We start from the raw sequence: 20730 nt of genomic DNA on the forward strand, positions 1-20730 counted from the left end.
CCGCGATTCGCCCGGTTGGTGCTGCCGCTGATCCTGGCGGCGGCACCGCTGGCCGCCGCGCGCGCCCAGGCACCGGGGGCGCGCGCGATGCTCCCCGGCCTCGACGCCCCGATCCTCCTCGACACCATCGGGCTCGCCTTCCCGGTCCACGGACCGCGCGATTCCATCTTCGTCGCGCTCGAGACGACGTTCAGGGAGCTCAAGATCCCCATCGAGGCCCGCGACCCGCAGACGGGGCTCCTGCGCAACCTCGACGCCGAGGTGTCGCGGCGCCTCGGCGGCCAGCCGCTCTCGCGCTATCTCGACTGCGGGCGTGGCTTCTCGGGGAACAACGCCGACTTCTACCGCATCACCCTCGCCATCTCGGCCTGGGTGGAACCCGCGAACGGCACCCCGGAGCGGCTCCTGGTCGCCATTGCCGCCAGCGGGCGCGACCCCGCCGGGAGCCGCAGCGCCTACTCGCCGTGCACCTCGCGCGGCGCGCTCGAGAAACGGATCGCCGAGCGCGTGCAGGCGCTGGTGGCGGGGCGGTAGCCCTCCCGCCTACTGCACCGCGCTCGGCGCCGTCACCCGCTTCACCAGCCGGTACGTGAACTCGATCCCCTCGAAGAACGCCTTCTGCGGGATGCGCTCGTTCATTCCGTGGGCGAACGTGTCGCCGTAGAAGAAGCCGCTCACGCCGTACACCGGGATCCCCGCGTTGCGGAGGTACAGCCCGTCGGTGGCGCCGGTGCTCATCGTCGGGATCACGGGGACCCCGGGCCACATCTCCTTCGTGACGCGTTCCACCTCTCCCATCAGCGCCGGCGTCAGGGGCGACGGTGGCGAGGGCTTGGCAGGCGCAACGGGCTTCACCGTGACCTTGGGATCGCCGATCACCCGCTCCAGCGTCCGGTGGATCTCCTCGGGGTCGTCGTTGGGGAGGATGCGGCAGTTCACGTTGGCGCGCGCGCGCTGCGGGAGGGCGTTGGGCGCGTGCCCCCCCTCCAGCATCGTCGCCACGCAACTGGTGCGCAGCTGCGAGTTGTACGCCTTGTCGCTCGAGAGCAGCGCCACCGCCCTGGCGTCGTTCGGATTCCGGGCCACCGCGCGCATCGCCTCGCCCATGGGGCCGGGGGTGATCGCCGCCGAACGCTCGAAGTAGGTGCGGGTCACGTCGTTGAGGTGCACGGGGAAGTCGAACGCCCCGACCTTCACCAGCGCCTGCGACAGCTGCGTGATGGCGTTGTCCTTGACCGGCTGCGACGAGTGCCCGCCCGGATTCGTCGTCTCCAGCTGGAAGTCGACGTAGACCTTCTCGGCCGCCTGGATGTCGTGCGAGAGGTACCTCCCGTCACGCACCCGCCCGCCTCCCCCTTCGTTGAAGGCGTACTCGGCGTCGATCAGCGCGCGGTGGTGCTCGAGGAGGTAGTCGACGCCGTTGTCCGGCCCCCCTTCCTCGTCGGCGGTGAGCGCGACGATGATGTCGCGATCACCGGCGTACCCTTCGGCCTTCAGGCGCATGATGGTCGTCAGGTGCATGGCGCTGTCGTCCTTGTCGTCGGCCACGCCGCGCCCGTAGAAGGTGCTGTCCTTCTCCACGAAGGTGAACGGCGGAAGCGTCCAGTCCTCGGCCTTCGCCTCGACCACGTCGATGTGCGACAGGAGGAGGAGCGGCTTGCGGGTCACGTTCTTCCCGCGCAGGCGGGCCACCAGGTTCCCCTTGCGGTCGTTCTGCCGGATCACGACGACGTCCGAGTCGGGGAAGCCGGCCGCCTGGAGTCGCGCCGCCATCGCCCGCGCGGCCGTGAGCGTGCTCCCCGAGCTCTCGGTGGTGTTGATCTCGATGAGCTCCTTGAACAGGTCGCGGGCCGTGGAGTCCCACCTGGTCTTGCCGATGTGCTGGGCCCCGGCCAGTGCGGGGATGGCCGCCAGGAGCAACGCGGCGGCGGAATAGCGGCGGATCGTGGTCACTGCGCCGGCCCTCGCCCGATGGCGTCCCAGATGAGCGGGAGGGTGGCGACCGACTGCCCGCGGTACTGCGGGCGGAAGCCGTAGAGGACGACCCTTCCCTTCCCCACCGTCGCCTCCACCAGCGCCGCCTTGCCGTTCAGTCGCTCGGCGCCGAGGAGCCAGCCGGAGAGGAGCGCGTTGCCGCTCGCCTCGTAGGTGGCCACCGCGCGGGCGCGCGTGGCGTCGGTGATCTCGAAGGCGGGCGAGTCCTCGAACCAGACGGCCGCCGTCGACGCCGTGTGCCCGGCCGCGATCGGGTTGGCCTTGTCGAGCCTTACCCGGAAGAGCGACCCCGGGGCGTAGAAGTCCGTGGAGCGCACCCCCGACAGGACGTTCTTCACCGGGAGCTTGAACGTCTCGATGGCGTAGTCGCTCGCCTCGTTGAAGGCGAGCACCGTCCCCCCGTTCTCCACGAACGCGTTGAGGGCGCGCGCCCCTGCCTCGCCCACGCCGCCGCGCAGCGAGTCGGGGTAGTTCCCCCCCAGCCCGCGGGCGATCGCCCCCGCCGACTGGTCGGGAAGGATGATGACGTCGAAGCGGTCGTTGAGCCGCCCCGCCCGCAGGTCGCGATCGGCGATGCTGCGGTACGGAACCTTGTAGCTGTCGAAGACCCACCGCGTCCACCCCTCGTCCATGCTGGCGGCGTGCGACTTGTAGATCGCGATGCGGCGCGACGCGTTGCCGGTGAGCCCGGCCACGCGGTACGCGGGCTCGGCCACCGCGGCAATCGGCGCCCGCGACACCGGGACCTCGCCGTACACGGCGATGGCGTCGACGCCGAACAGGAGCGGGAGGGTGTGCGCCGTGACGTCGTACGGGCGCTTGGGCGGCCCGCCGGGATACTCGCGCAGGTTGGGATAGCGCTGCGGCTGCAACAAGGCGTTGGCGTACGCCCCGAAGTTCTGGCGGATGACGACCGCGTAGCTCCCCGCCGGGAACGTCTCCCCCTCGGCCGCCACCGGGGCCGTCGTCTCGCGCACCTCCACCATCCCGTGCTGCAGCGTCCACAGCAGGCGCTGCACCGCCTGCGCGTCCTTCTGCCCCTTCGGGATCACGTACGCCGTCGGCACCAGCGAGTCCATCGTCCACGGATGGTCGGCCGCCAGCGCGCGCTCCCCGAGCCTGGCGTACCCCTCCAGCCACTGGCGACGGTCGCGCGCCGCCTGCGACAGCAGCGCCCAGGTCGCGCTCGACTGGTAGGCCACGATGTCGCCGATCCCCCAGCGCCCCCCCTTCCAGAGCGCCGGGAAGTTCCAGCTCTGCACGCGCGCGTCGTAGCCGCGCGCCGTCCCCAGGGCGCTGAACGGGACGTCGATCGGCGTCGCCAGGCGCGCGCTCGCCGTCTCCGTGAGGATGCGCACCCCGCGATGGTTGAGCGAGAACTGCCGGGCCGGCGACCACTGGTCGTACGAGGCGTTGGTCGCGATCCCCACCTTCCCCTCCGACACCATCCGCCACGCCATCGCCATGCCTAACGAATTGGTGGCCGCGGTGAGGATGGGATCGATGTTGGGCTCCAGCGGGTCCATGTACGGCGGGATGAAGATCCGCCCCGCGTTGGACTGCTGCTGGTGGATGTCGTTCACGATCTGCGGCACCCACGGCCCGTACAGCGAATCGATGGTGTACCGCGTCTCGGGCTGGGTGAAGGCGTACCAGTCGCGGTTGTTGTCGTGCCCCACGTAGTGGTGGTACAGCTCCGGTGGCGGCGTCCCCTCGGCGGGCGTCCCCAGCGTCGAGCGATACCAGTTCCCCACGATGTCGACGCCGTCCGGATTCTGCGACGGGACGAGCATGATGATCGTGTTCGCCAGGATCGACCGCACCTCCGCCGAGTTGCCGCGCGCCAGGCGATCGGCCAGGACGAGCGGGGTGAGGAAGCCGCCCACCTCCGTGCTGTGGATGCTCGACGTCACCAGGATGACGTTCTTCCCCTGGTCGAGGAGGCGCTCCAGCTCTCCCGCCGATCGCAGCCGCGGGTCCATCAACCGGCGCTGGATCTGGCGGTAGCGCTCGAGCGAGGCGAGGGTGGCGGGGTCGGCGATGAAGGCGACGATGAAGTCGCGCCCCTGCACCGTCTTGCCCAGGGTGCGCACCGCGACGCGCGGCGACGCCTTGTCGAGGGCGCGGAAGTACGTCGTGACCTGGTTCCAGGTGGGGAGCTTGCGGTCCGTCCCGGGCTCCCAGCCGAGGATCGAGGCAGGGGTCGGGATGGCGCTCGATGCCGCTGCACGCTGGGCTCCCTGCGCCGCGGCATCATGAGCCGCTGCGGCGCTGGCGATGGCGAGGCACGTGACCGCCAGCGCGGACCTGACGTGGGCGCGTTGGATCCTTGGCATGTGAGACGTGGTGTGGGGACGGTGCGCTTGCGTTGCCCGAAGCTGGACCGGGGGGTGGAGAGCGTCAAGCAACGCTCGGCGATGATACCTTTCCAACCTCGACACCCTCAGGCCAACCGCATGCGCCGCCAACTCACGCAGCTCCTCCTCGCTTCCACCTGGGCCGCTTGCTGGCTCGTTGCTCCCCCACTCCACGCGCAGCCTGCTCCCTCGCCCTCCGCCGGCGTCCTGCGCCTGGTCGAGCCACGGTACTCGGGAGCGCGCGCCAGGGAGACGGTCGCCTTCCTCGACCAGTTCGTCCGCTGGCCGGGGAATCGCGGCTTCGACGCCAGCATCGACCATGTCGCCCAGCGTCTCGAGCGCGCGGGGTACGTGCGGGAAGACCGGGCCCCCGCCTCGGCACGCCTCACCTATCGCATCGAACGCTATCCCATGAGCAACCCGGCGTGGGAGCCGCGCTTGGCATCGGTCGAGATCGTGGGCCAGCGCGCTCCCGTGTTGCAGCTGACCACCAACCGCAACATGCTGGCCACCAACTCCTGGAGCACGCCCGACACGGGCGTCGTCGCCGAGCTGGTCGACGCAGGGACGGGGACACCCGCAGCCCTCGACTCCGCGCACGTGGCCGGGCGCATCGTCATCGCCGACGCCAGCGTCGGCCGCCTCTTCGCCGAGGCGGTGTTGAAGCGCGGGGCGCTCGGCGTGCTCGCGTACGCCATGCCCGCCTACACCCAGCCGTCGAAGAACACGCATTCCATCCAGTTCGGCGGCATCCCCTACGACACCACCCATCGGGCGTGGGGCATCGCCCTCTCCCACGACGCGCGCACCCGCCTGCGCGCCGCGCTGGCCAAGGGGGCCGTGCGGGTCCGCGTGAAGACGGGAGTCGCCTGGACCCCGAACGCCGTGGAGCGCACCGTGGTGGCCGAGGTGCGCGGGAGCAGCCACCCCGCCGAGCGTTTCGTCTTCAGCGCCCACGTGCAGGAGCCCGGGGCCAACGACAACGCCTCCGGAGTGGGGGCACAGGTCGAGATGGCGCGCGTGGCGGCCGATCTGGTCAAGGCGGGGAAGGCCGACCCCAAGCGGACCATCACCTTCCTGTGGGGGCTCGAGATCCGATCCACCGACCGCTACATCACGCAGGATAGCGTGCGCGCGCGCGGCATCCGGTGGGGACTCTCGCTCGACATGGTCGGCGAGGACACGAAGAAGACCGGAGGAACCTTCCTCATCGAGAAGATGCCCGACCCAAGCGCCATCTGGACGCGCGGCGAGGACCGGCACAGCGAGTGGGGCGGTTCGCCGCTCACGAAGGAGCAGATGGCGCCGCACTACTTCAACGACTACGTCCTGAACCGCTGCCTCGAGCTGGCGGCCACCAACGGTTGGGTCGTCAGGACCAATCCCTTCGAGGGAGGGAGCGACCATACCCCCTTCCTCAAGGCGAAGAAGCCCGGGCTCCTCTTCTGGCACTTCACCGACCAGTTCTACCATACCGATGGCGACCGCATCGACAAGGTCTCGGCGGCAGAGCTGAAGAACGTGGGCGTGAGCGCGTTGGCCAGTGCGTTGGTGCTGGCGAGCGCCGACGGCGCTGCGGCGCGAGCCATCGTGGGCGAAGTGGAGCGTGCCGCGCTGGCTCGCCTCGCGGCGGAGCGCGCGCTCGGCGCCGCCGAGGTGGCCAAGGGGGGCGACATCGTGAAGGAGCGCGACATCCTGGAGACGTGGGGGAGCTGGTACGACGGCGCCCTGGCCGCCACTGCTGATATCGAGGTCGGCGGGGCCAGTGGCGAGACCATGCGTGCCATCGACGAGGGGCGCGCGAGGGTGCGCGAGGCGCTCCGCGGCCACCTGTCCGCCCTCACCCCGTCCTGACCCATGCCTCGCCGTTTCCTGCTCGCGCTGGCCTTGCCCCTCGCGCTCACCGCCTGCTCGCGCCCATCGCCCCTCCTGGCACCCAGTCCCGCCGGACTCGACGCGCCCGCCCCCGACTCGTTCGTCGTCCGCTTCGAGACCAGCAAGGGCGACATCGACCTGATGCTCCATCGCGACTGGGCACCGCGCGGCGTGGACCGCGTGTACTGGCTCGTGCGCAACGGCTACTACGACGGCGCGCGCTTCTTCCGCGCCGTGCCAAACTTCGTCGTGCAGTTCGGGCTCGCTGCCGACCCCAGCGTGACGGCCGCCTTCCGCACGCGCCGCATCGCCGACGACTCGGTGACCCGCAGCAACGTGCGCGGGACGCTGGCCTTCGCCGCCGCGGGCCGCGACTCGCGCACCACGCAGCTGTTCATCAACCTGCGCGACAACCAGCGGCTCGACCGCCTCGGCTTCGCCGTGGTGGGGCAGGTGGTGGCCGGGATGGCGGTGGTCGACTCGCTCTACACCGGCTACGGCGAGGGGGCACCGCGCGGCAAGGGGCCCACGCAGGAGCGCATCACCAGCGAGGGAGAGGCGTATCTGGCGCGCGACTTCCCCATGCTCGACCAGATCCGGCGTGCGCGCATCGTGCGCATAGCGCGGCGCTGAGCGCGGCGATCATAGGCGGCGCGCCAGGCATCGGTAGCCTGCGTCAGGAAGTCTTGCGGGGAGAACACGAACGGGGTGGCGCCAGCTGCGGCACCACCCCGTTTGTCGTATCGCCTGCCGCGGTTACTGCCCGCAGGCCGGTTGCACGCTGGCCACCTTGGGGTTGGACAGGCGCTCGCCGTTGGTGATCGGGAACAGGGATCCCGGACAGACTCGCGCCTCCGACGTCGCGCCCCAGGCCGGGCTCACGATGCCGAAGCGGTACATGTCGTTCAGCCGCCGTCCCTGCATCACCGTGTTTGCCCGGCGCTCGTGTATCAGGATCTCGAGCGCGGTGGGCTGTCCCGCCGCGCCCGTCCACGGAGGGAGGGCGTTGAGGGCGCGAAGCTGGTTGATGCGCGACGTGAATTCCGTGGTGTTCCCTTTCGCCAGCGCCACCTCCGCCGCGATCAGGAGCATGTCTCGCGAACCGGTCACGGTCAGCGGCGACATCGTCAGCCCGTTGACGAACTCGGTGAGCAGCTGCCCCACCGCCGGATCGGGCTGCCCCGTGATCGGATCCTTCAGCGCCACCGTCATCACCTTGGTGGTGTAGTTGTAGGTGGCGAGCGCCGGGTTGAAGATGACTTCGCGTCGGGAGTTCGTGCACGACGGGAGGAAGCAGTTCCCCCACCCCATTCCCGTCTGCACCTCCAGCTTGTAGCGATAGTCGCTACCCAACAGCGGGAGTGCGGCGATGGCGTCGTCCGCCGCTCCCTGGTCGTCGACCAGCGGCTGCGCCGGCGTCTTGCCGGAGGGGTTCAGCTTGCGCCAGATCGCGCGATCGAACTTCGCCCGGGCTCGCATCGCCAGGACCTGTCCCCTGAGGAGCGTGTTGGCCGCCGGGACGGAGGTGAGGGCGCGGGTCGCCGCCGCTTCCGCCGAGTCGTACAGTGTGACCATCTTGTCCGGCCCCACCGCATCGCCCGCCTCACGCTGGTTCGAGGCAATCACGAAGTTGTCGAAGTGGTTGGCCAGGAAGTCGTACGTGATCGCACCATAGAGGTTGGCGAGCGCCAGCTGCGTGGGATCGGCCAGCGTCCCGGCTGCCTTGAACTCCTCGAGCTGCTTGATGGTGCGCGCCGCCATGAAGCGCGCTGGCGTCATCCCATTGAACGCGTCCTCGAGGAACTCGTTGTAGGGATCGCGCACCTCGCCACGGCTGAGCCGGTCTACGCCGTCCAGCGAACCGCTCCAGACGAGGTTGTCGCTGGCGATTTCGGCGTGCCCCACCAGCTGCACCGCGCCGCGTGTCAGCGCGGCCAGGGTCCCGTTTGCCTGCGCCGCGGCCGACGCGGGCACCTTGAGCGCATCGGCATTGACGTTGTTCGGGTTCTCTACATCCAGCAGGCTGCCGCACGCGCCCGTCAGGAGGGCGCCGACCACGCCAAGTGCGAGGGTCGCCCGCCGAGCCTGCCGGCGCGCGTGCATCGGATCTGCGATTCTCGAAATCATGGATCGTCGATGCTCCCTAGAAGCCAAGGCGGACGGTGAGGGCGAAGCGACGCGGAAGCGGAAGTGCGAAGGTGTCGCTCGATTCATAGAAGTTGTTGTCGACCTGGTTCGACGAGAGGCTGTTCGAGACACCGCCCCAGTTGGCCTCGGGGTCGGTGCCGGGGTAGCGCGTCCAGAGCATCAGGTTGCGCGCCGCGAACATGAACTGCATCTCGCTGGCGCCGATGCGCGAGGCGAAGCTTGCCGGCGCCGTGTAGGTCAGGCTCAGCTCACGCCAGCGGATCATGTCGCCCGGATCGTTCTGGTTGGCCCCGTCGTACGGCGACAGCGCCACCAGTCCCAGCCACTTCATGGCGGCGTCGTAGCGCTGTTCCGCCGTCGACGCCGGGTTCAGGAGCGTGGCCTCGACCTTCGTGGCGGCCATCTTGTTGCGGCCGAGCGTCGGGGAGGCGTTGCGGAAGGCGTCGGTGAGGTTGGTGATCGTGTAGTTCCCCGTCTTGTACTCGAACAGGGTCGCGACCTTCCAGCGCTTCCCCACGCGGACGTTGCCGCCGAAGGCGCCCTGCCAGTCCGGCATCGGCTTCCCCTGGTAGTGATCGAGGTAGTCACCGTTGCCGTTGTCGTCGGCGCGGAGGAGCTTCAGGTTGGTCGGGTTGATCGGGTTGGCGAGCGCCGCCAGCAGCTCGGCCTTGGTGGCCGCGCGCCCGGTCGTGCCTAACGTGAACGGCGTCTCGTCCGCCTTGAGGCAGCCGCCCTTGGCCTGTGCCGCCGGATTCCCGTAGCTGCTGCACGGCGCCATGATCTTGGCCCCGAACAGCGAACCCGGGGCATACCCCTCCTTGATGAAGCCGCGAATGCGCACGTACGACCCCTGCACCTTGATTGGCGGCGCGCCACCCAGGCTCACCACGTTCTGGTGCAGGTACGACGCGTTCGCGAAGAGGTCGACCGACAGGTTCGGCTTGTTGACCACGTACCCGTTCAGGCCGATCTCCCACCCGTTCGCCTCGAGCTCGCCGATGTTGGCCAGCTGGCGGGCGGTGAAGCCACCGGAGAGCGGGAACTGCTTCTGCACCAGCGCGTCCGTCACCTTGCGGTGCCAGTTGGTGACCGTGAGGCTCACGCGATCGTTGAGGAAGCCCGCTTCGGCGCCCGCCTCGATCTCGGTCGAGACCTCGGGCTTGAGGTCCGGGTTCCCGAGGTTGTCGGGCATCAGGCCACCGCCCGTCGATGCCGCCTGCGCGCGATACGTCGTGAACTTGTCGAACGCCCCCGGCTGGCGCCCCGAACGGCCGATCGCCGCGCGAACGCGGAACGTCGACACCAGTCCCGAGGTCCACCACGGGCGGTCGGACGGGACCACCGAGATGCTCGCCTTCGGGTACAGCACTCCGCCGGCGCTCTCGCCGAAGGCGCTGTTGTAGTCGTAGCGCGCCCCGACGGTACCGAAGATCCAGTCGTTCAACCCCACCTGCTCCTGCACGAAGTAGCCCGCGTTCACCACCTTCACGAGCCCCTCGTACACGCTCGGCGTGTTGCCGGCCCCGACCACTTCGAGCCCCGGGCCGGGGAAGTTCCGGTTGGACCCCCCTTCGTTGCGCTGGTGCGTGATGAACCCCTGCCCGCCCACCACGAGCGTCGAGCGGATGGCGGGGGTGAACTGGCGATCCCAGCTCGTCTTCACGTCCAGGGTGATGTTCTGCTGCCAGAGGTCGTCGACGCTGCGCGAGCCGTCGGGGGCGTTGAGCGAGAAGCGGTCCACCGCGTTCCCGAACGGCCAGAAGCTCACCGCGCGCATCGACGTGTTGTCGAGCCCGAGCGTCGCGTCGAAGTTGAACTCCGTGCTCGGCGTCCAGCGGGCGCTCAGGGCGCCCGTGTAGTGCGTCCCGTCCTGGTAGATCTCATGCTGCAACGACTCGCGGACGGTGTTGCTGAGCGTGTTGCCGAACGGATTCCCGATGCGCTTGCAGCGCCCGTTGCCCGCAATGGCATCGATCGACTTGACGCCGTTGTCGTCGAGGCAATACCCCATGTCCGGGCGCGCATACATCGCCTGGGCATACGGCGAGTAGATCGAGTTGCCCCCCTGCGGGACCTCGCTGTGCAGCAGCGTGTAGCGTGACTGGAAGCCGATGTTGATCTTCTCGCGCGGGAAGATGTTCAGGTTCATCGAGGTCTGCGTGCGGCGCGCGATGTCGGCGGCCAGGCCGCCCAGCTTGTCCGACGTGAAGGGGCCGTCTTCATACTGATAGCGCCCGCCCACGTAGTACGTCATGCGCTCCGTGCCGCCGGCCACCGAGCCGTTGACCACGTTGCCGTAGCCCGTCTCGTACAGCTGCTCCGTGACGTTGTAGCCGAACGGCACGAAGGGGGTGATCTTCTGGCTGTACAGCTTGCTCAGCAGCGCGGCCTGCTCCGGGGTACGGGCGAAGCCCGTATTGGGGGCGACGCGGTCGCCCGGGTATGCCAGCTGTGAGCGCTCGTAGTCCAGGTTCCACCGGGCATTTCCCTGCGCGCCCTTCTTGGTGAAGATCTGGATGACGCCGTTGGAGGCCTCGGTGCCGTAGAGCGTCGCGGCGGCGGCCCCCTTCAGTACCTCGATGCGCTCGATCGACGTCGGGTCGATGTCGTCGAGGCGCGAGGTCGCCGTTCCGCCGAAGCCCGACCCGCCGTTGTCCATCCGGACGCCGTCGATGTAGATGATCGGGTTGTTGGACTGCGAGAGCGAGGCGTTGCCACGGATGCGGATGCGTGCGCCGCCGCCCGTGACGCCGCTGGACGGGAGGACCATGACGCCCGGCATGCGGGCCGCGAGCGCCTCGGTCGGCGTCTGGATGGGGGCGCTCCGGAGCTCGGCGACGTCGACCGTGCCGATCGTGTTGCCGAGCTTCTTGGTTTCCACCGCCGTGCCGGTGCCCGTGGTGACCACCGCTTCCAGCTGCAACGCCGACTGCTGGAGGGCGAACTCGACGCGCGCCGTCTCGCCCAGGGTGACCGTCACGCTCCGGGTCGCCTGGGCATAGCCGATGAGGCGCACGCGCACCTCGACCGTCCCCACCGGGACGTTGGTGAGCCGGAACGTCCCGGTGGCGCTGGTGCTGGCGCCGATCCCCGTGCCGACGATGAACGCCTGCGCGTTGGCGAGCGGCTGCTGGCTGGCGGCGTCGCGGACCACGCCCTCGATCGTGCCGCCACTGGTCGGGGCGACCTGTGCGTGCGCACTCGTTCCTGCGCTCGCCAGTCCCAGGAACATCGCCGCGGCGATGCCCCCGGTGATTTGGTTAACGACCCATCTGATCATCCAACGTCCCTCCGACTGTGGTGAGATGCAACTAATGGACACGAGCTTTCCAGCTGATGGCGACTGCCGCGCCCCGGCGGGGCGGATCAGGGAGGAGTTCCCCCACCGCCCCCGGGTGTGCCGTCGCCCCCCGCCACACCGCGCATGTTTCGCACGCCAAGGAAGACCACGATCGAACCTGCCACTGCCGATGCCGCCACGACCATCGTGCGCCGCTTGTCGAGGGTGCGGCGTTCCGTGGATGCCACCGCGTCGGCGGGGATCGCGACGCGCTCGCCCACCCAGGTGACGCGTTGCGCCGTGAAGGCGGAGGTGGAGGCGGTCATCCGGATGACCAGCGAGTCACGCGTCGCGTCGAGGACTTCGCCCTCGAGGGTCGCGGGGGCGACGCCGAGCCGCTTGCCCAGGGTCGTGGCCCCCTGCTCGTTGAGCCGCACGCGCACTATCGCCCCCGCCGGTGCCCCGCCGGCCACCGGGACGAACTTGTAGCATCCGGCCAGGAGGGCGAGGGTGAGGAGGCGTGCCGCGCTCGCGAGCTGCGCCCGGCGCCCGCGACGTGCGGGGCGCACCAGGCGCGCGGCACGCGTGGGGTGCGCGTGGTGAATGCGTGGCGGTTCCCCGGCCTGGTCTGACCGGTGGGCGGGTGCCCGTGAGGCCATCCTGAGCTTCTCCAGCTGCAACGTCAGCGGTATGCAAAGGTGTCGCCTGATCGGCGCTCACAGTACGCGCTGCGCAAATCACCGCAAGACCCAAATCGGGCGACGGGACCGTATACAACGTTTGAGGGGGGCTGGGCGTTCAGATTCTCTTGGGAGATCGCCCCGCGCTACGACGCCGGCGACTCCGCCCCGCCGGTCTCCTCGCCCGTCGGACGAGCCAGGCGCTCCAGGAGCGCCGCCTGAGCCGCCAGCCGCGCCTCCAATTCCGCCAGTCGCGTGGCGATGAGCGTGTCGAACTTGGCGTGCAGGCTCAGGACCTGCATCTCCGCGTTCAGGTTCACCTTGTCGTCGTTCTGCGCATCGACGCGTGCGCGCGGCTCCGTCGAGCACCCGGACCCCAACGACGCCACCCGCCGTGCCGATCAGCAGGCTCCCCATCAGGCCGGAGTCGTACCCACAGGTACCAGACCACGACCACGTTGACCGAGACGGCGATGAGGGGTTCGAAACCCGGGTGCCGGTATAGCAGCCGCAGCTCGAACGGGATGTAGACGAGCCCTGACAGCACCCCCATCATCTCGGCCCAGCGCCGCCCAGTCCAGAGCCCCACGGCTTCCCACAGTCGGAGCAATGCGTACGTCAGCGCCCCCATCGCGAGCCACCGCAACCGGGTGCTGGTCGATTCGGCGGCCAGGTGCAGGAAGACGAGCGGGATTCGGTTGGCGGGATTCAGGTGCAAGTGCGCCACCAGGCGTTGCGCGAGCGCCTGGACGTTGGCATGAAGCAGGAGGAGCACCCCCGACCCCGCCACGAGCACCAGGAATCCCTTGGCGGCCTCGAAGGCCGCGATCAGGCGGAGACCGGACGGAGGGTTCACGGTCGGGGGGGGTGTTGGTACTGGCGGGGTGTCCGCGCGATTACCGGCGGGGAGCGTCGAGTGGCTGCGCGTGACGTGCGGCGGTGTGCGTGAGGGCATCGTGGACTCCCGTTGGCCGAAAGTCGGGGTGCTGCGAGGGATGCGGCCTTGCAGTCGCTGCGCTACCACGATGGTCCCGTCCCGGGGTTGAGCAGCAAGGCCTCCTCATTGGCATCAGGTGTCGGATACCAGATCCGGCGATAGCGCCTGCGCACGATACCATTGAGGTCATTCAGCGACCAAGGAACGCATCATCGCCGAGGAGCTCGGACTGGGGCCGGCCAAGAATGGCGGCAGCGTTGAAGTGCTTCTTGTGCGTCGACTGGAGATTGCCCTGCAGGTGCTTGGTCTCGTGATTCCCGAAGAGTAAGCGCGGCGATGCCCGCATGATGAATCGACTCTGGTCCGTCGGGCATGTCACCTCCAGCGCGAAGGAGTCGGTCACTGCATGGCGCTTCTCCTCTGCGTAACATCCCTCACGGCTGTTGCCGCGCACCGCCTGGGACATCCCGCGTCGCCCTGGTGGAACATGCATGGTCCGTCGTCGCCCGCCCTGTAAGCGACGTCGGTCTCGCCAAGGTGGCAAGAGGATGGCGTGCCACCCGCGGCGATCGGACGCGCCGGATGATGCGGAACCCCGTCGGCGGCGGCGCGCACGTAGGCCTGGATCGGATGACGGGCAATCATGTCAGCGTCGTTCGGTAGGATGTTTGACGCTGTCCAGGTCGGCCAGCAGCGCATTGATGTCGGCGACCGACTGCTTTCATGCCTGCGCCAGCGCAATGAATTCGTGCTTGCCCCTGGCGGACAGCTCGTAGTATTTGCGAGGTCGGCTCTCGCCTTCCTGCACCCAGTTGGCATTCACCAGCCCGTCCCGCTCGAGGCGATTCAGCGGCTGATGCAAGGTGACCTCTGTGACGGTGGTCGTGGGGAGGCGCTGCAGAAGGCGCAACAGCGCCAGGCTGTAGCGCGGCTGCTCCCGCTGGGCCGCCAGGATCACGAGCTCCAGCGGTCCCTTTCGAGACTGTAGCAGCGGTGCTTCGTGCAGTGCGTCCGTTGCCATGCCGCATTCCTGCAAAGCCAATGTCCTGTGTATTGCATGGAATGCGGCTGCGCACAGCAATGTTCTGACAAGAGCGGAGCCCCCGAGGGGCTTCGGGACAGGGTGGTCGGATGCGAGTACGGCCACCGGCCGTGGTCGGGCGCATCGGCGGATGCTTCGACCGTCGAACGTGGAGGTGGTCGGGCGCGCAGCTTCTGGCCGACGCTCCTTGGGGCCGATCGGACGAGGATCCCAGCTGTCTGCTCGATCGGCGGCACTGGTCCGGCGTTCACGGCAACGGGGTCGCGCGAACTTACGCGGCGCGCCGCGCCCAAGTCCCTGCCCGCCTCGTCGCTTGGGAGGGGTGGGGAATGGCAGACGTCGGCCGGCAGTCGGAGTGGGGCGACATCTTCGGCGACAACGTCATGGCGGCGGAGCGCATCGACGGGCTCGTGCGCGACTGCCACATCGTGAATATCCGCGGCAACAGCTATCGCTTGCGGCACCATGCGGTCCTGCACCGCGTCTTGGGGAGTCCTCCGTCAACGCCGATGGAAAATGGGACACGGGGTGGGGGGCTAGCCCGGCAGGTCAGCTGTGGTGTCGATGCGACGTCCTCGTCGCTCCCGGGGTGAGGAGGGGGTGGGGGGCGGCGGGTATGGAGCCGCCGGGTGAGTTCGGCGTGCGGACGGAGGCGGTAGCTGTTGCCCCGAATGTTGACGATGTGACAGTGTTGCACGAGGCGGTCCATGAGGCCCGCGGCCATGACGTTGTCGCCGAAGCTCTCGCCCCACTCCTCGAAGCCCTTGTTGCTCGTGCGGATCGTCGAGGCGTGCTCGTAGCGCCGGGCGATGACCTGGAAGAAGAGCATCGCCCCGACGCGCGAGATCGGGAGGTAGCCGATCTCGTCGATCACCATGAGACTGAGGAAGACGAGCGTCTGGAGCCACTGCGGCAAGCGTACCGCGGCTTGGGCATCCTCCAACGCGTGGAGGAGATCTGTGAGCGTCGTAAAGTAGACCCGACGTCCCTGCTCGGCGGCCCGCACGGCGAGCGACAGCGCGAGGTGCGTCCTGCCCACACCGGGCGGCCCGAGGAACTCGACGTTCTCCTTGCGGTCGAGGAAGCCGCGCGTGTACAGGCTCTCGAGTTGCTCGCGCTTGACCGACGGCTGGAACGTGAAGTCGAAGTCGGCGAGCGTCGTGAGGACGGGGAGGCGCGCGGCCCGCATCGCAGTCTGGAGCCGCCGGGCGTTGCGCAGGTCGATGTGGGCGCTAAGGGGCTGCGTGCGGAGATGCTTACGCACCGAGGGGGCCGTGGTGGCCAGACGGGCGGCGCTCATGAAACGCCCACACGGCCTAACGCCGCGTAGTCTTGCAGCGACCGCCGCTCGACGACCACGCTGGGGACTGGCGACGCCGTGCGCGGAGCGGCGCTTCGTGCGGGCAGCGCGACCAGCCCGCTGCGATGAGGGCTCGTGGGTAACGGCTGCAACGTCGGCCGCACGACCGTGGCGAACCGATCGGCCGGCACGCAGTCCGTCGTGCTGTGAACGCTGACGTTGGCGACCGTGTCGAGCCACGTCATGACCTGCGCGTTGAGGTCCGCATCGCTCACGAGCGTGCGGCCGTAGTGAATGCTCTCGCGGAGGTAGCGGATCGGCCGCTCGCCCTTGTCCTTGGTCTGGGCCCGGCCGGAATGACAGGCCTGCACGGGGGCGCCCTAATGTCGCGCAAAGCGCACGAACTTGAGATTCGCCTCGAGGCCCCCGCCCGCCAGGTGATCGTTGCGCGTGAGCACGCTCCGCATCCGGTCGAATAGCAGCTCGCGCGGCACGCCGCCCAGGTGGCGAAGCAGGCCGACAAGTCGTGATGCTCAAGCGCCTGGAGATCCTGCGGCGGATAGAACTGCATCCAGAGCAGGCGCGAGTGCCCGAGCACCACGACGAGCGCCCAACGCACGCCACAGGGCAAGCGGCACCGCGCGAAGTCGACCTGCGCCTGATGTACCGGAACGGTCTGGAAGCGCTCCGGTTGAGGGCGGTGGACGAAGGCCGGCGACGAAGACGCGGAGCTGGAAGATCCCGCCGTTATAGCCCGCCGCCCGGCACTCGGCGAAGAGGCGGGTGGGACTTCGGTCGCGGTGGTCCCGCAGACGGTCAGTGATACGGGCGGTGAGCGCCGGGAGATTGGGGACGGACCCCAGGCCAAGGGTGGTAGCGCGCCTGGATGAGGGCCAGCGGCTCCTCCATTGAGCCCTTGTGGATCCACCGATACGTCGTGCCCCTCCCCACTCGGGTCCCCCGAGCCGCTTCGAGGCGACCTCCTCCGGCCTCGGCCGACAGTTGTGACGAGCGCATACGTGTGGACGCTCCATGCATATCGGGCTCTCACGGGCCGAAAGCCCGAAGGTCGACGAACGGGACCCGGCCGCTAGACGCGGCCGGCGGATGCGTGTCCCATCTTCAGTCGGTGGGTGTCCAGTATTCAATCGGCGGCAACACGCCGGGAGCGAGGTCCCTGGCCGTCCTCCCCTCTATTTCCGAAGCGGCACAATCCGCTTGATCGCCCCCGGCTTCACCACTTGGCGTGACGTCGTCTCACCAGCCCCTCGCCATCCATTGAGCGCCTTGTTCACCCGGACCATGGCGCCGCGAGGCAGCTCGATCAATTCGCGCACCGTGGGAATGCGAGGCAGGCCATACTTCCGCGCCGCCGTTGCACCGCTCATCGGCCGCCCTGGGCCAGCCGTGCCAGTCATGTGCGTGCCCGCAGGCAAGCCGTGCTTCGCCTCTCGCAGGGCTCGCGACTTCGTGGTGTACCGAAAGACCCGGCGCGGCGCGAGCAGACGCCTCGACGCAGTCGCTGCGTCTCGCGCGAGATCGCGCTTGAATATCGCCCGCAGGTCGGCGGCGACCGCCCGCCGTGCAGCGCGCGCCGCCGCACGCGCCGGCTGGGCTCCGAGCGAGGGAGCACTGATGACAATCAGCACGAGCAGAAGCGTCACGTGAATCCGCATCAGTTGAGCCTCCGTGGATCTGCATATGCCACGCGTCGCGTAGCCTGCACCCCCAGCCTCAGCGCGCCCACCGCAATCCTGAACGCCAGCCGGATGCACGACACCACCATCCATCCGAGCACATGTCCCGCAGCCTCGCGCCCCAGGAACAACTCCAGCACGCCACGAACGACTGACAAGAGCACGAAGAGGAAAAGCCCTGCCGCGACGTACCATGGGAACATCGCGAGCACCTGCACCATCACAGTCGTCAGGATCGGCAGGAATGCGAGCAGCAACATGAGACGCACCGCCTTGGACACGGGCAGGAACCCGACGATCACTCCCAGCGCGAGTGCGACGATCGCCAGCGGATACGCCGACTGCGGCAGGAAGAACAACGCGAGTTCGCCGACGCTCATGACGCCTCCATGGCTGAACGTTTGCGAGCCAGGCACGGCAAGTTCGTGAATACCTTCTCGAAGGCATCGCCGAGTTCACGAACTCGTGCCGGCGGTACCCCTAACCAGCGACTCTCGCTTGCAATGAGGTACTCCTCCTCACAACGACGCTCGGCGACGGCGAGTCGCGCTCCCGGTTGCACACCGGCCCATCGCGGCCGCAGGTGAATCGGAACCCGCACCGGCCCTTCTTCCAGGGGAACACCTTCCGCACGGAGTGCTGAAACGATCGCCGAGCGCGTCACGCCGAGGCAGCCCTCCCGGTCGAAGGCAAGGGGAAACGAGTACCACCCCGAGATCGCCCCCCCGTGTGAAGCGACGACCGATACGCCGGGCAGCTCGGCAATCCGCGCGCGGAGCGCTTCGCACGCACGCCGGCGCCGCGCAATCCGGGCGGGCAGTTCCGGAAGAGCCGCCGTCCCCATGACAGCGGCGAGTGGATGCATCCGCAACGACAGCGAGCACTCGTCGATCAGCGGGCGCATGGCCGGATCGAGCACCTCCCGACGCGCACGCGACGGGTGCTGACTGACGACGACCAACGCATCGGCAATTGAAGGATCGTTCGTCGTGATCATTCCCCCCTCGCCAACGTATGGCAGCTTGTAGCGGCCGAAGCTCCAGGCGACGGCATCCCCGAATCGGCCTAGCGGCTCCGCGTCAACGGATGCACCCATCGCCTGCGCCGCATCGAAGATCAGGTGCAGGCCATGAGCGTCGGCAACATCACGCAACTTCCGGACATCGGCTGGAATCCCGAACATGTGGGTGGCCAGGATCGCGCGCGTGCGCTTGTTGATGAGTGTCCCCAATGTGGTAGCGTCCAGGCACGCAGTGAGCGGATCGATGTCCGCGAATCGTGGGATGGCGCCAACAGCGAGTACTGCGCCCACCGTGGAACCCCACCCGTACGTAGAGACGATGACCTCGTCGCCGGGCGCGACACCCAACGCGTGGAGAATCGCGATGAGCGCCGCCGTTCCCGACGACGTGCCGATCGCGAACGAGGCGCCCACCATTCGCGCGAACGCGCGCTCGAACATTCCGACAGCACCTGAGCCCTCGTGATCCGAGAGCAGCAGCGCATCGTCTGCAGCGGCAAGCAGATGTTGCGCAACTGCCCGACGCCCCCGCGCCCCCGTCCATGCAACGGCCAACTCGGCCGTTCGCACCGTCGGCGTGCCGCCGTGCACGGCGAGGGACTGCGGCGTGACGATCATCGGCGCCACCGTCCTTCCGCGCGCTCCCGCTCGCGCTGGCTGATGCGATTTGCGAGCTCCTCGTCGTTCATTCGGCCGGTTGCGGGATCGACCAGGTCCCGGAGGTACGGGGGAAGGTCGCGCACGTCGCACCCACCCTCGCTCATCCACGGAAGCAACGAGGTGAACGACGCCATCTGCAGCGCCTTCAATGCGAGAAACTCGTGCTCCGTCGTATTCTGCGACGACTTATAGTCCTCGATTGCCCCGGCGAGATCGCCGTGCCCAATCGGAGCACCGAACTCTCCCGTGCGCGCGTCCGCCAACATCGCCGCAGCCACGATGATTTCCTGGAGCGACCTGACCGTCAGCATCTCCAGCGCGGCGCTCGACTCGAAGACTCCTAGGTCGATGCCTTCGGCGAGCTGCCGGTCGATCTGCTTCGCCAGCAACGGAATCAGCTCGCCACGCTCCCGCGTGGTCGGGTGAATCCAGGGTAGCACGACCTGGAAACGGTCCAAGAGCGCCGGATCCAGGATGTCGGGACGGTTGGTCGTGCCAATCCACAGGATCCGCCCCCGCTTGTTCATCCCGCCGAAGTACTCGAACAGTCGGGCGAGCATGCGCTCCGACGTCCCTCCATCGGCAGACTGCCCAGTGCTCCGCTGCCCAATGGCCTGATCCAGTTCGTCCGTCCACAGGATGCACGGCGACAGGTTCTCGGCGATCCAGAGTACACGCTCGAGGTTGCGCTCGCTCTGGCCCACGAACTGGTCGCGCACGTTCCGCATGATCAGGAGCGGCGCCCCGAACTCGCGGGCGACCGCGCGCACGATGTGGCTCTTGCCGCACCCTGGCACCCCGGCCAGGAGGATCGCCTGCGGGCACGACGCGGTCCCACGCATCCACTGTCCCCGCACTGCGCTGAAGTAGCGCTTCGCGTGCGCGGCTCCGGCAACGGACTCGAATCCCGCGCGCGGTTCGACGACTTCCACGAGATCGCGCGAAATCTGCGCAATGGCATGCTGCTTCTCGGTCCGCGCGTCGTCACGTGTCACGTCGGTCTTGCGGGCGGCGGCACGGCGCATCAGGTATTCGATGTCGCTGAGGCGCAGGCCGCACGTGTTGCGTGCGAACTCCTCCACCGGGTAGTCCGCGGCGAGCGTTCCCAGCGTGCGCGCATAGCCATTGGCACGAACGTGCGATAGGTGCGTCGTGAAGCGCGCGCGCTCCTCCTCCGTCGGCAGGTCGATCCGCACCGTGCGGAACCCGCCGGTGCCGAGCAGCAGCTCATGGAGCGCGCCGTCGTTGGACACAATGACGATGAAGTTCCCCGCCTGGCGGATCAGGTCGTCCTGCGCCCAGTGGTGCACGATCTGCACGGCCTGGGCATGTGAAGGCGACATGCCAGCGGCCGAGCCGCTGCTCTGCGGCAGGAGCAATTCCGCATAGTCGAGGATCACGGCGGCCTGCGACCCTGGCAGGCGCAGCACGCGCTCCAGCGCGGACAGCACCAGCAGGCACTCGGACGGTCCGACGGGGACGTCGGCGAATGGCGGCGACGCCGCGCTCCCGCGGTTGGGCGGCGTCTCCAATACCTCGAATCCCGTGCCGAGCGCGTGGTAGCCCACGCGTAACCCCTGCTGGGAGAGATGGTGCGCGATCGCGTATCGAAGAAACGCCACCTCCACCCCGGGAGATGCGAGGTGTACACGGTCAACGGTGTTGCCGGTGAGTATCACGCCGGCCGCGCCCGACGTCCGCGCCTCCTCGAGTTCCTGGAGCCATTGCGGCATGGGAG

17 protein-coding genes are annotated in these 20730 nt (G+C 68.6%); 3 read left to right on the forward strand and 14 right to left on the reverse strand.

Annotated features, from left to right (window positions below; genetic code table 11):
* Positions 1 to 15: 15 nt before the first annotated feature.
* Positions 16 to 534: a hypothetical protein gene (locus ABS52_07670; GenBank protein ODT03797.1), complete on the forward strand. Its 519-nt coding sequence runs from the start codon at positions 16 to 18 to the stop codon at positions 532 to 534.
* A 9-nt stretch (positions 535 to 543) separates the two neighbouring features.
* Here the strand turns inward: ABS52_07670 and ABS52_07675 are convergent, their stop codons facing one another.
* Complete coding sequence (locus tag ABS52_07675) at positions 544 to 1953, reverse strand: hypothetical protein (protein ID ODT03798.1); 1410 nt, start codon at positions 1951 to 1953, stop codon at positions 544 to 546.
* The gene (locus ABS52_07680) at positions 1950 to 4331 is read right to left on the reverse strand and encodes a hypothetical protein (protein ID ODT03799.1); all 2382 of its coding nucleotides are present in this window, start codon (positions 4329 to 4331) and stop codon (positions 1950 to 1952) included. The genes ABS52_07675 and ABS52_07680 overlap by 4 nt, the downstream gene beginning before the upstream one ends.
* Positions 4332 to 4451: 120 nt before the next feature.
* Here ABS52_07680 and ABS52_07685 point away from each other — a divergent pair, with 120 nt between their 5' ends.
* Together ABS52_07685 and ABS52_07690 are read left to right on the forward strand one after the other, a co-directional pair.
* Positions 4452 to 6206 carry a hypothetical protein gene (locus ABS52_07685; protein ID ODT03800.1) on the forward strand — a complete coding sequence of 585 codons (1755 nt, stop codon included), beginning with the start codon at positions 4452 to 4454 and terminating at the stop codon, positions 6204 to 6206.
* Positions 6207 to 6281: 75 nt separating this feature from the next.
* Complete coding sequence (locus ABS52_07690; protein ID ODT03835.1) at positions 6282 to 6860, forward strand: hypothetical protein; 579 nt, start codon at positions 6282 to 6284, stop codon at positions 6858 to 6860.
* A 123-nt stretch (positions 6861 to 6983) separates the two neighbouring features.
* Here the strand turns inward: ABS52_07690 and ABS52_07695 are convergent, their stop codons facing one another.
* From ABS52_07695 to ABS52_07750, 12 genes are all read right to left on the reverse strand, one after another.
* Positions 6984 to 8330, reverse strand: a complete 1347-nt coding sequence (locus ABS52_07695; protein ODT03801.1) for a hypothetical protein — start codon at positions 8328 to 8330, stop codon at positions 6984 to 6986.
* Positions 8331 to 8370: 40 nt separating this feature from the next.
* Positions 8371 to 11607: a hypothetical protein gene (locus tag ABS52_07700; protein ODT03802.1), complete on the reverse strand. Its 3237-nt coding sequence runs from the start codon at positions 11605 to 11607 to the stop codon at positions 8371 to 8373.
* Positions 11608 to 11741: 134 nt separating this feature from the next.
* The gene (locus ABS52_07705; protein ID ODT03803.1) at positions 11742 to 12224 is read right to left on the reverse strand and encodes a hypothetical protein; all 483 of its coding nucleotides are present in this window, start codon (positions 12222 to 12224) and stop codon (positions 11742 to 11744) included.
* A gap of 427 nt (positions 12225 to 12651) precedes the next feature.
* The gene (locus ABS52_07710; protein ODT03804.1) at positions 12652 to 13191 is read right to left on the reverse strand and encodes a hypothetical protein; all 540 of its coding nucleotides are present in this window, start codon (positions 13189 to 13191) and stop codon (positions 12652 to 12654) included.
* Between the two features lie 271 nt (positions 13192 to 13462).
* Positions 13463 to 13738: a hypothetical protein gene (locus ABS52_07715; GenBank protein ODT03805.1), complete on the reverse strand. Its 276-nt coding sequence runs from the start codon at positions 13736 to 13738 to the stop codon at positions 13463 to 13465.
* 255 nt (positions 13739 to 13993) lie between these two features.
* Positions 13994 to 14230 carry a hypothetical protein gene (locus ABS52_07720; protein ODT03806.1) on the reverse strand — a complete coding sequence of 79 codons (237 nt, stop codon included), beginning with the start codon at positions 14228 to 14230 and terminating at the stop codon, positions 13994 to 13996.
* Positions 14231 to 14762: 532 nt separating this feature from the next.
* The gene (locus ABS52_07725) at positions 14763 to 15503 is read right to left on the reverse strand and encodes a hypothetical protein (protein ODT03807.1); all 741 of its coding nucleotides are present in this window, start codon (positions 15501 to 15503) and stop codon (positions 14763 to 14765) included.
* Positions 15504 to 15610: 107 nt separating this feature from the next.
* The gene (locus ABS52_07730; GenBank protein ODT03808.1) at positions 15611 to 15985 is read right to left on the reverse strand and encodes a hypothetical protein; all 375 of its coding nucleotides are present in this window, start codon (positions 15983 to 15985) and stop codon (positions 15611 to 15613) included.
* 822 nt (positions 15986 to 16807) lie between these two features.
* The gene (locus ABS52_07735) at positions 16808 to 17290 is read right to left on the reverse strand and encodes a hypothetical protein (GenBank protein ODT03809.1); all 483 of its coding nucleotides are present in this window, start codon (positions 17288 to 17290) and stop codon (positions 16808 to 16810) included.
* The gene (locus ABS52_07740; GenBank protein ODT03810.1) at positions 17290 to 17691 is read right to left on the reverse strand and encodes a hypothetical protein; all 402 of its coding nucleotides are present in this window, start codon (positions 17689 to 17691) and stop codon (positions 17290 to 17292) included. Before ABS52_07740 ends, ABS52_07735 begins: the two co-directional genes overlap by 1 nt.
* Entirely contained in the window at positions 17688 to 18773 is a 1086-nt protein-coding gene (locus ABS52_07745) for a hypothetical protein (protein ODT03811.1), read from the reverse strand. Before ABS52_07745 ends, ABS52_07740 begins: the two co-directional genes overlap by 4 nt.
* Before the next feature lie 173 nt (positions 18774 to 18946).
* Positions 18947 to 20725, reverse strand: a complete 1779-nt coding sequence (locus ABS52_07750; GenBank protein ODT03812.1) for a hypothetical protein — start codon at positions 20723 to 20725, stop codon at positions 18947 to 18949.
* Between the last annotated feature and the right edge of the window lie 5 nt (positions 20726 to 20730).

This window comes from Gemmatimonadetes bacterium SCN 70-22, from assembly GCA_001724275.1.
Lineage (GTDB): Bacteria > Gemmatimonadota > Gemmatimonadetes > Gemmatimonadales > Gemmatimonadaceae > SCN-70-22.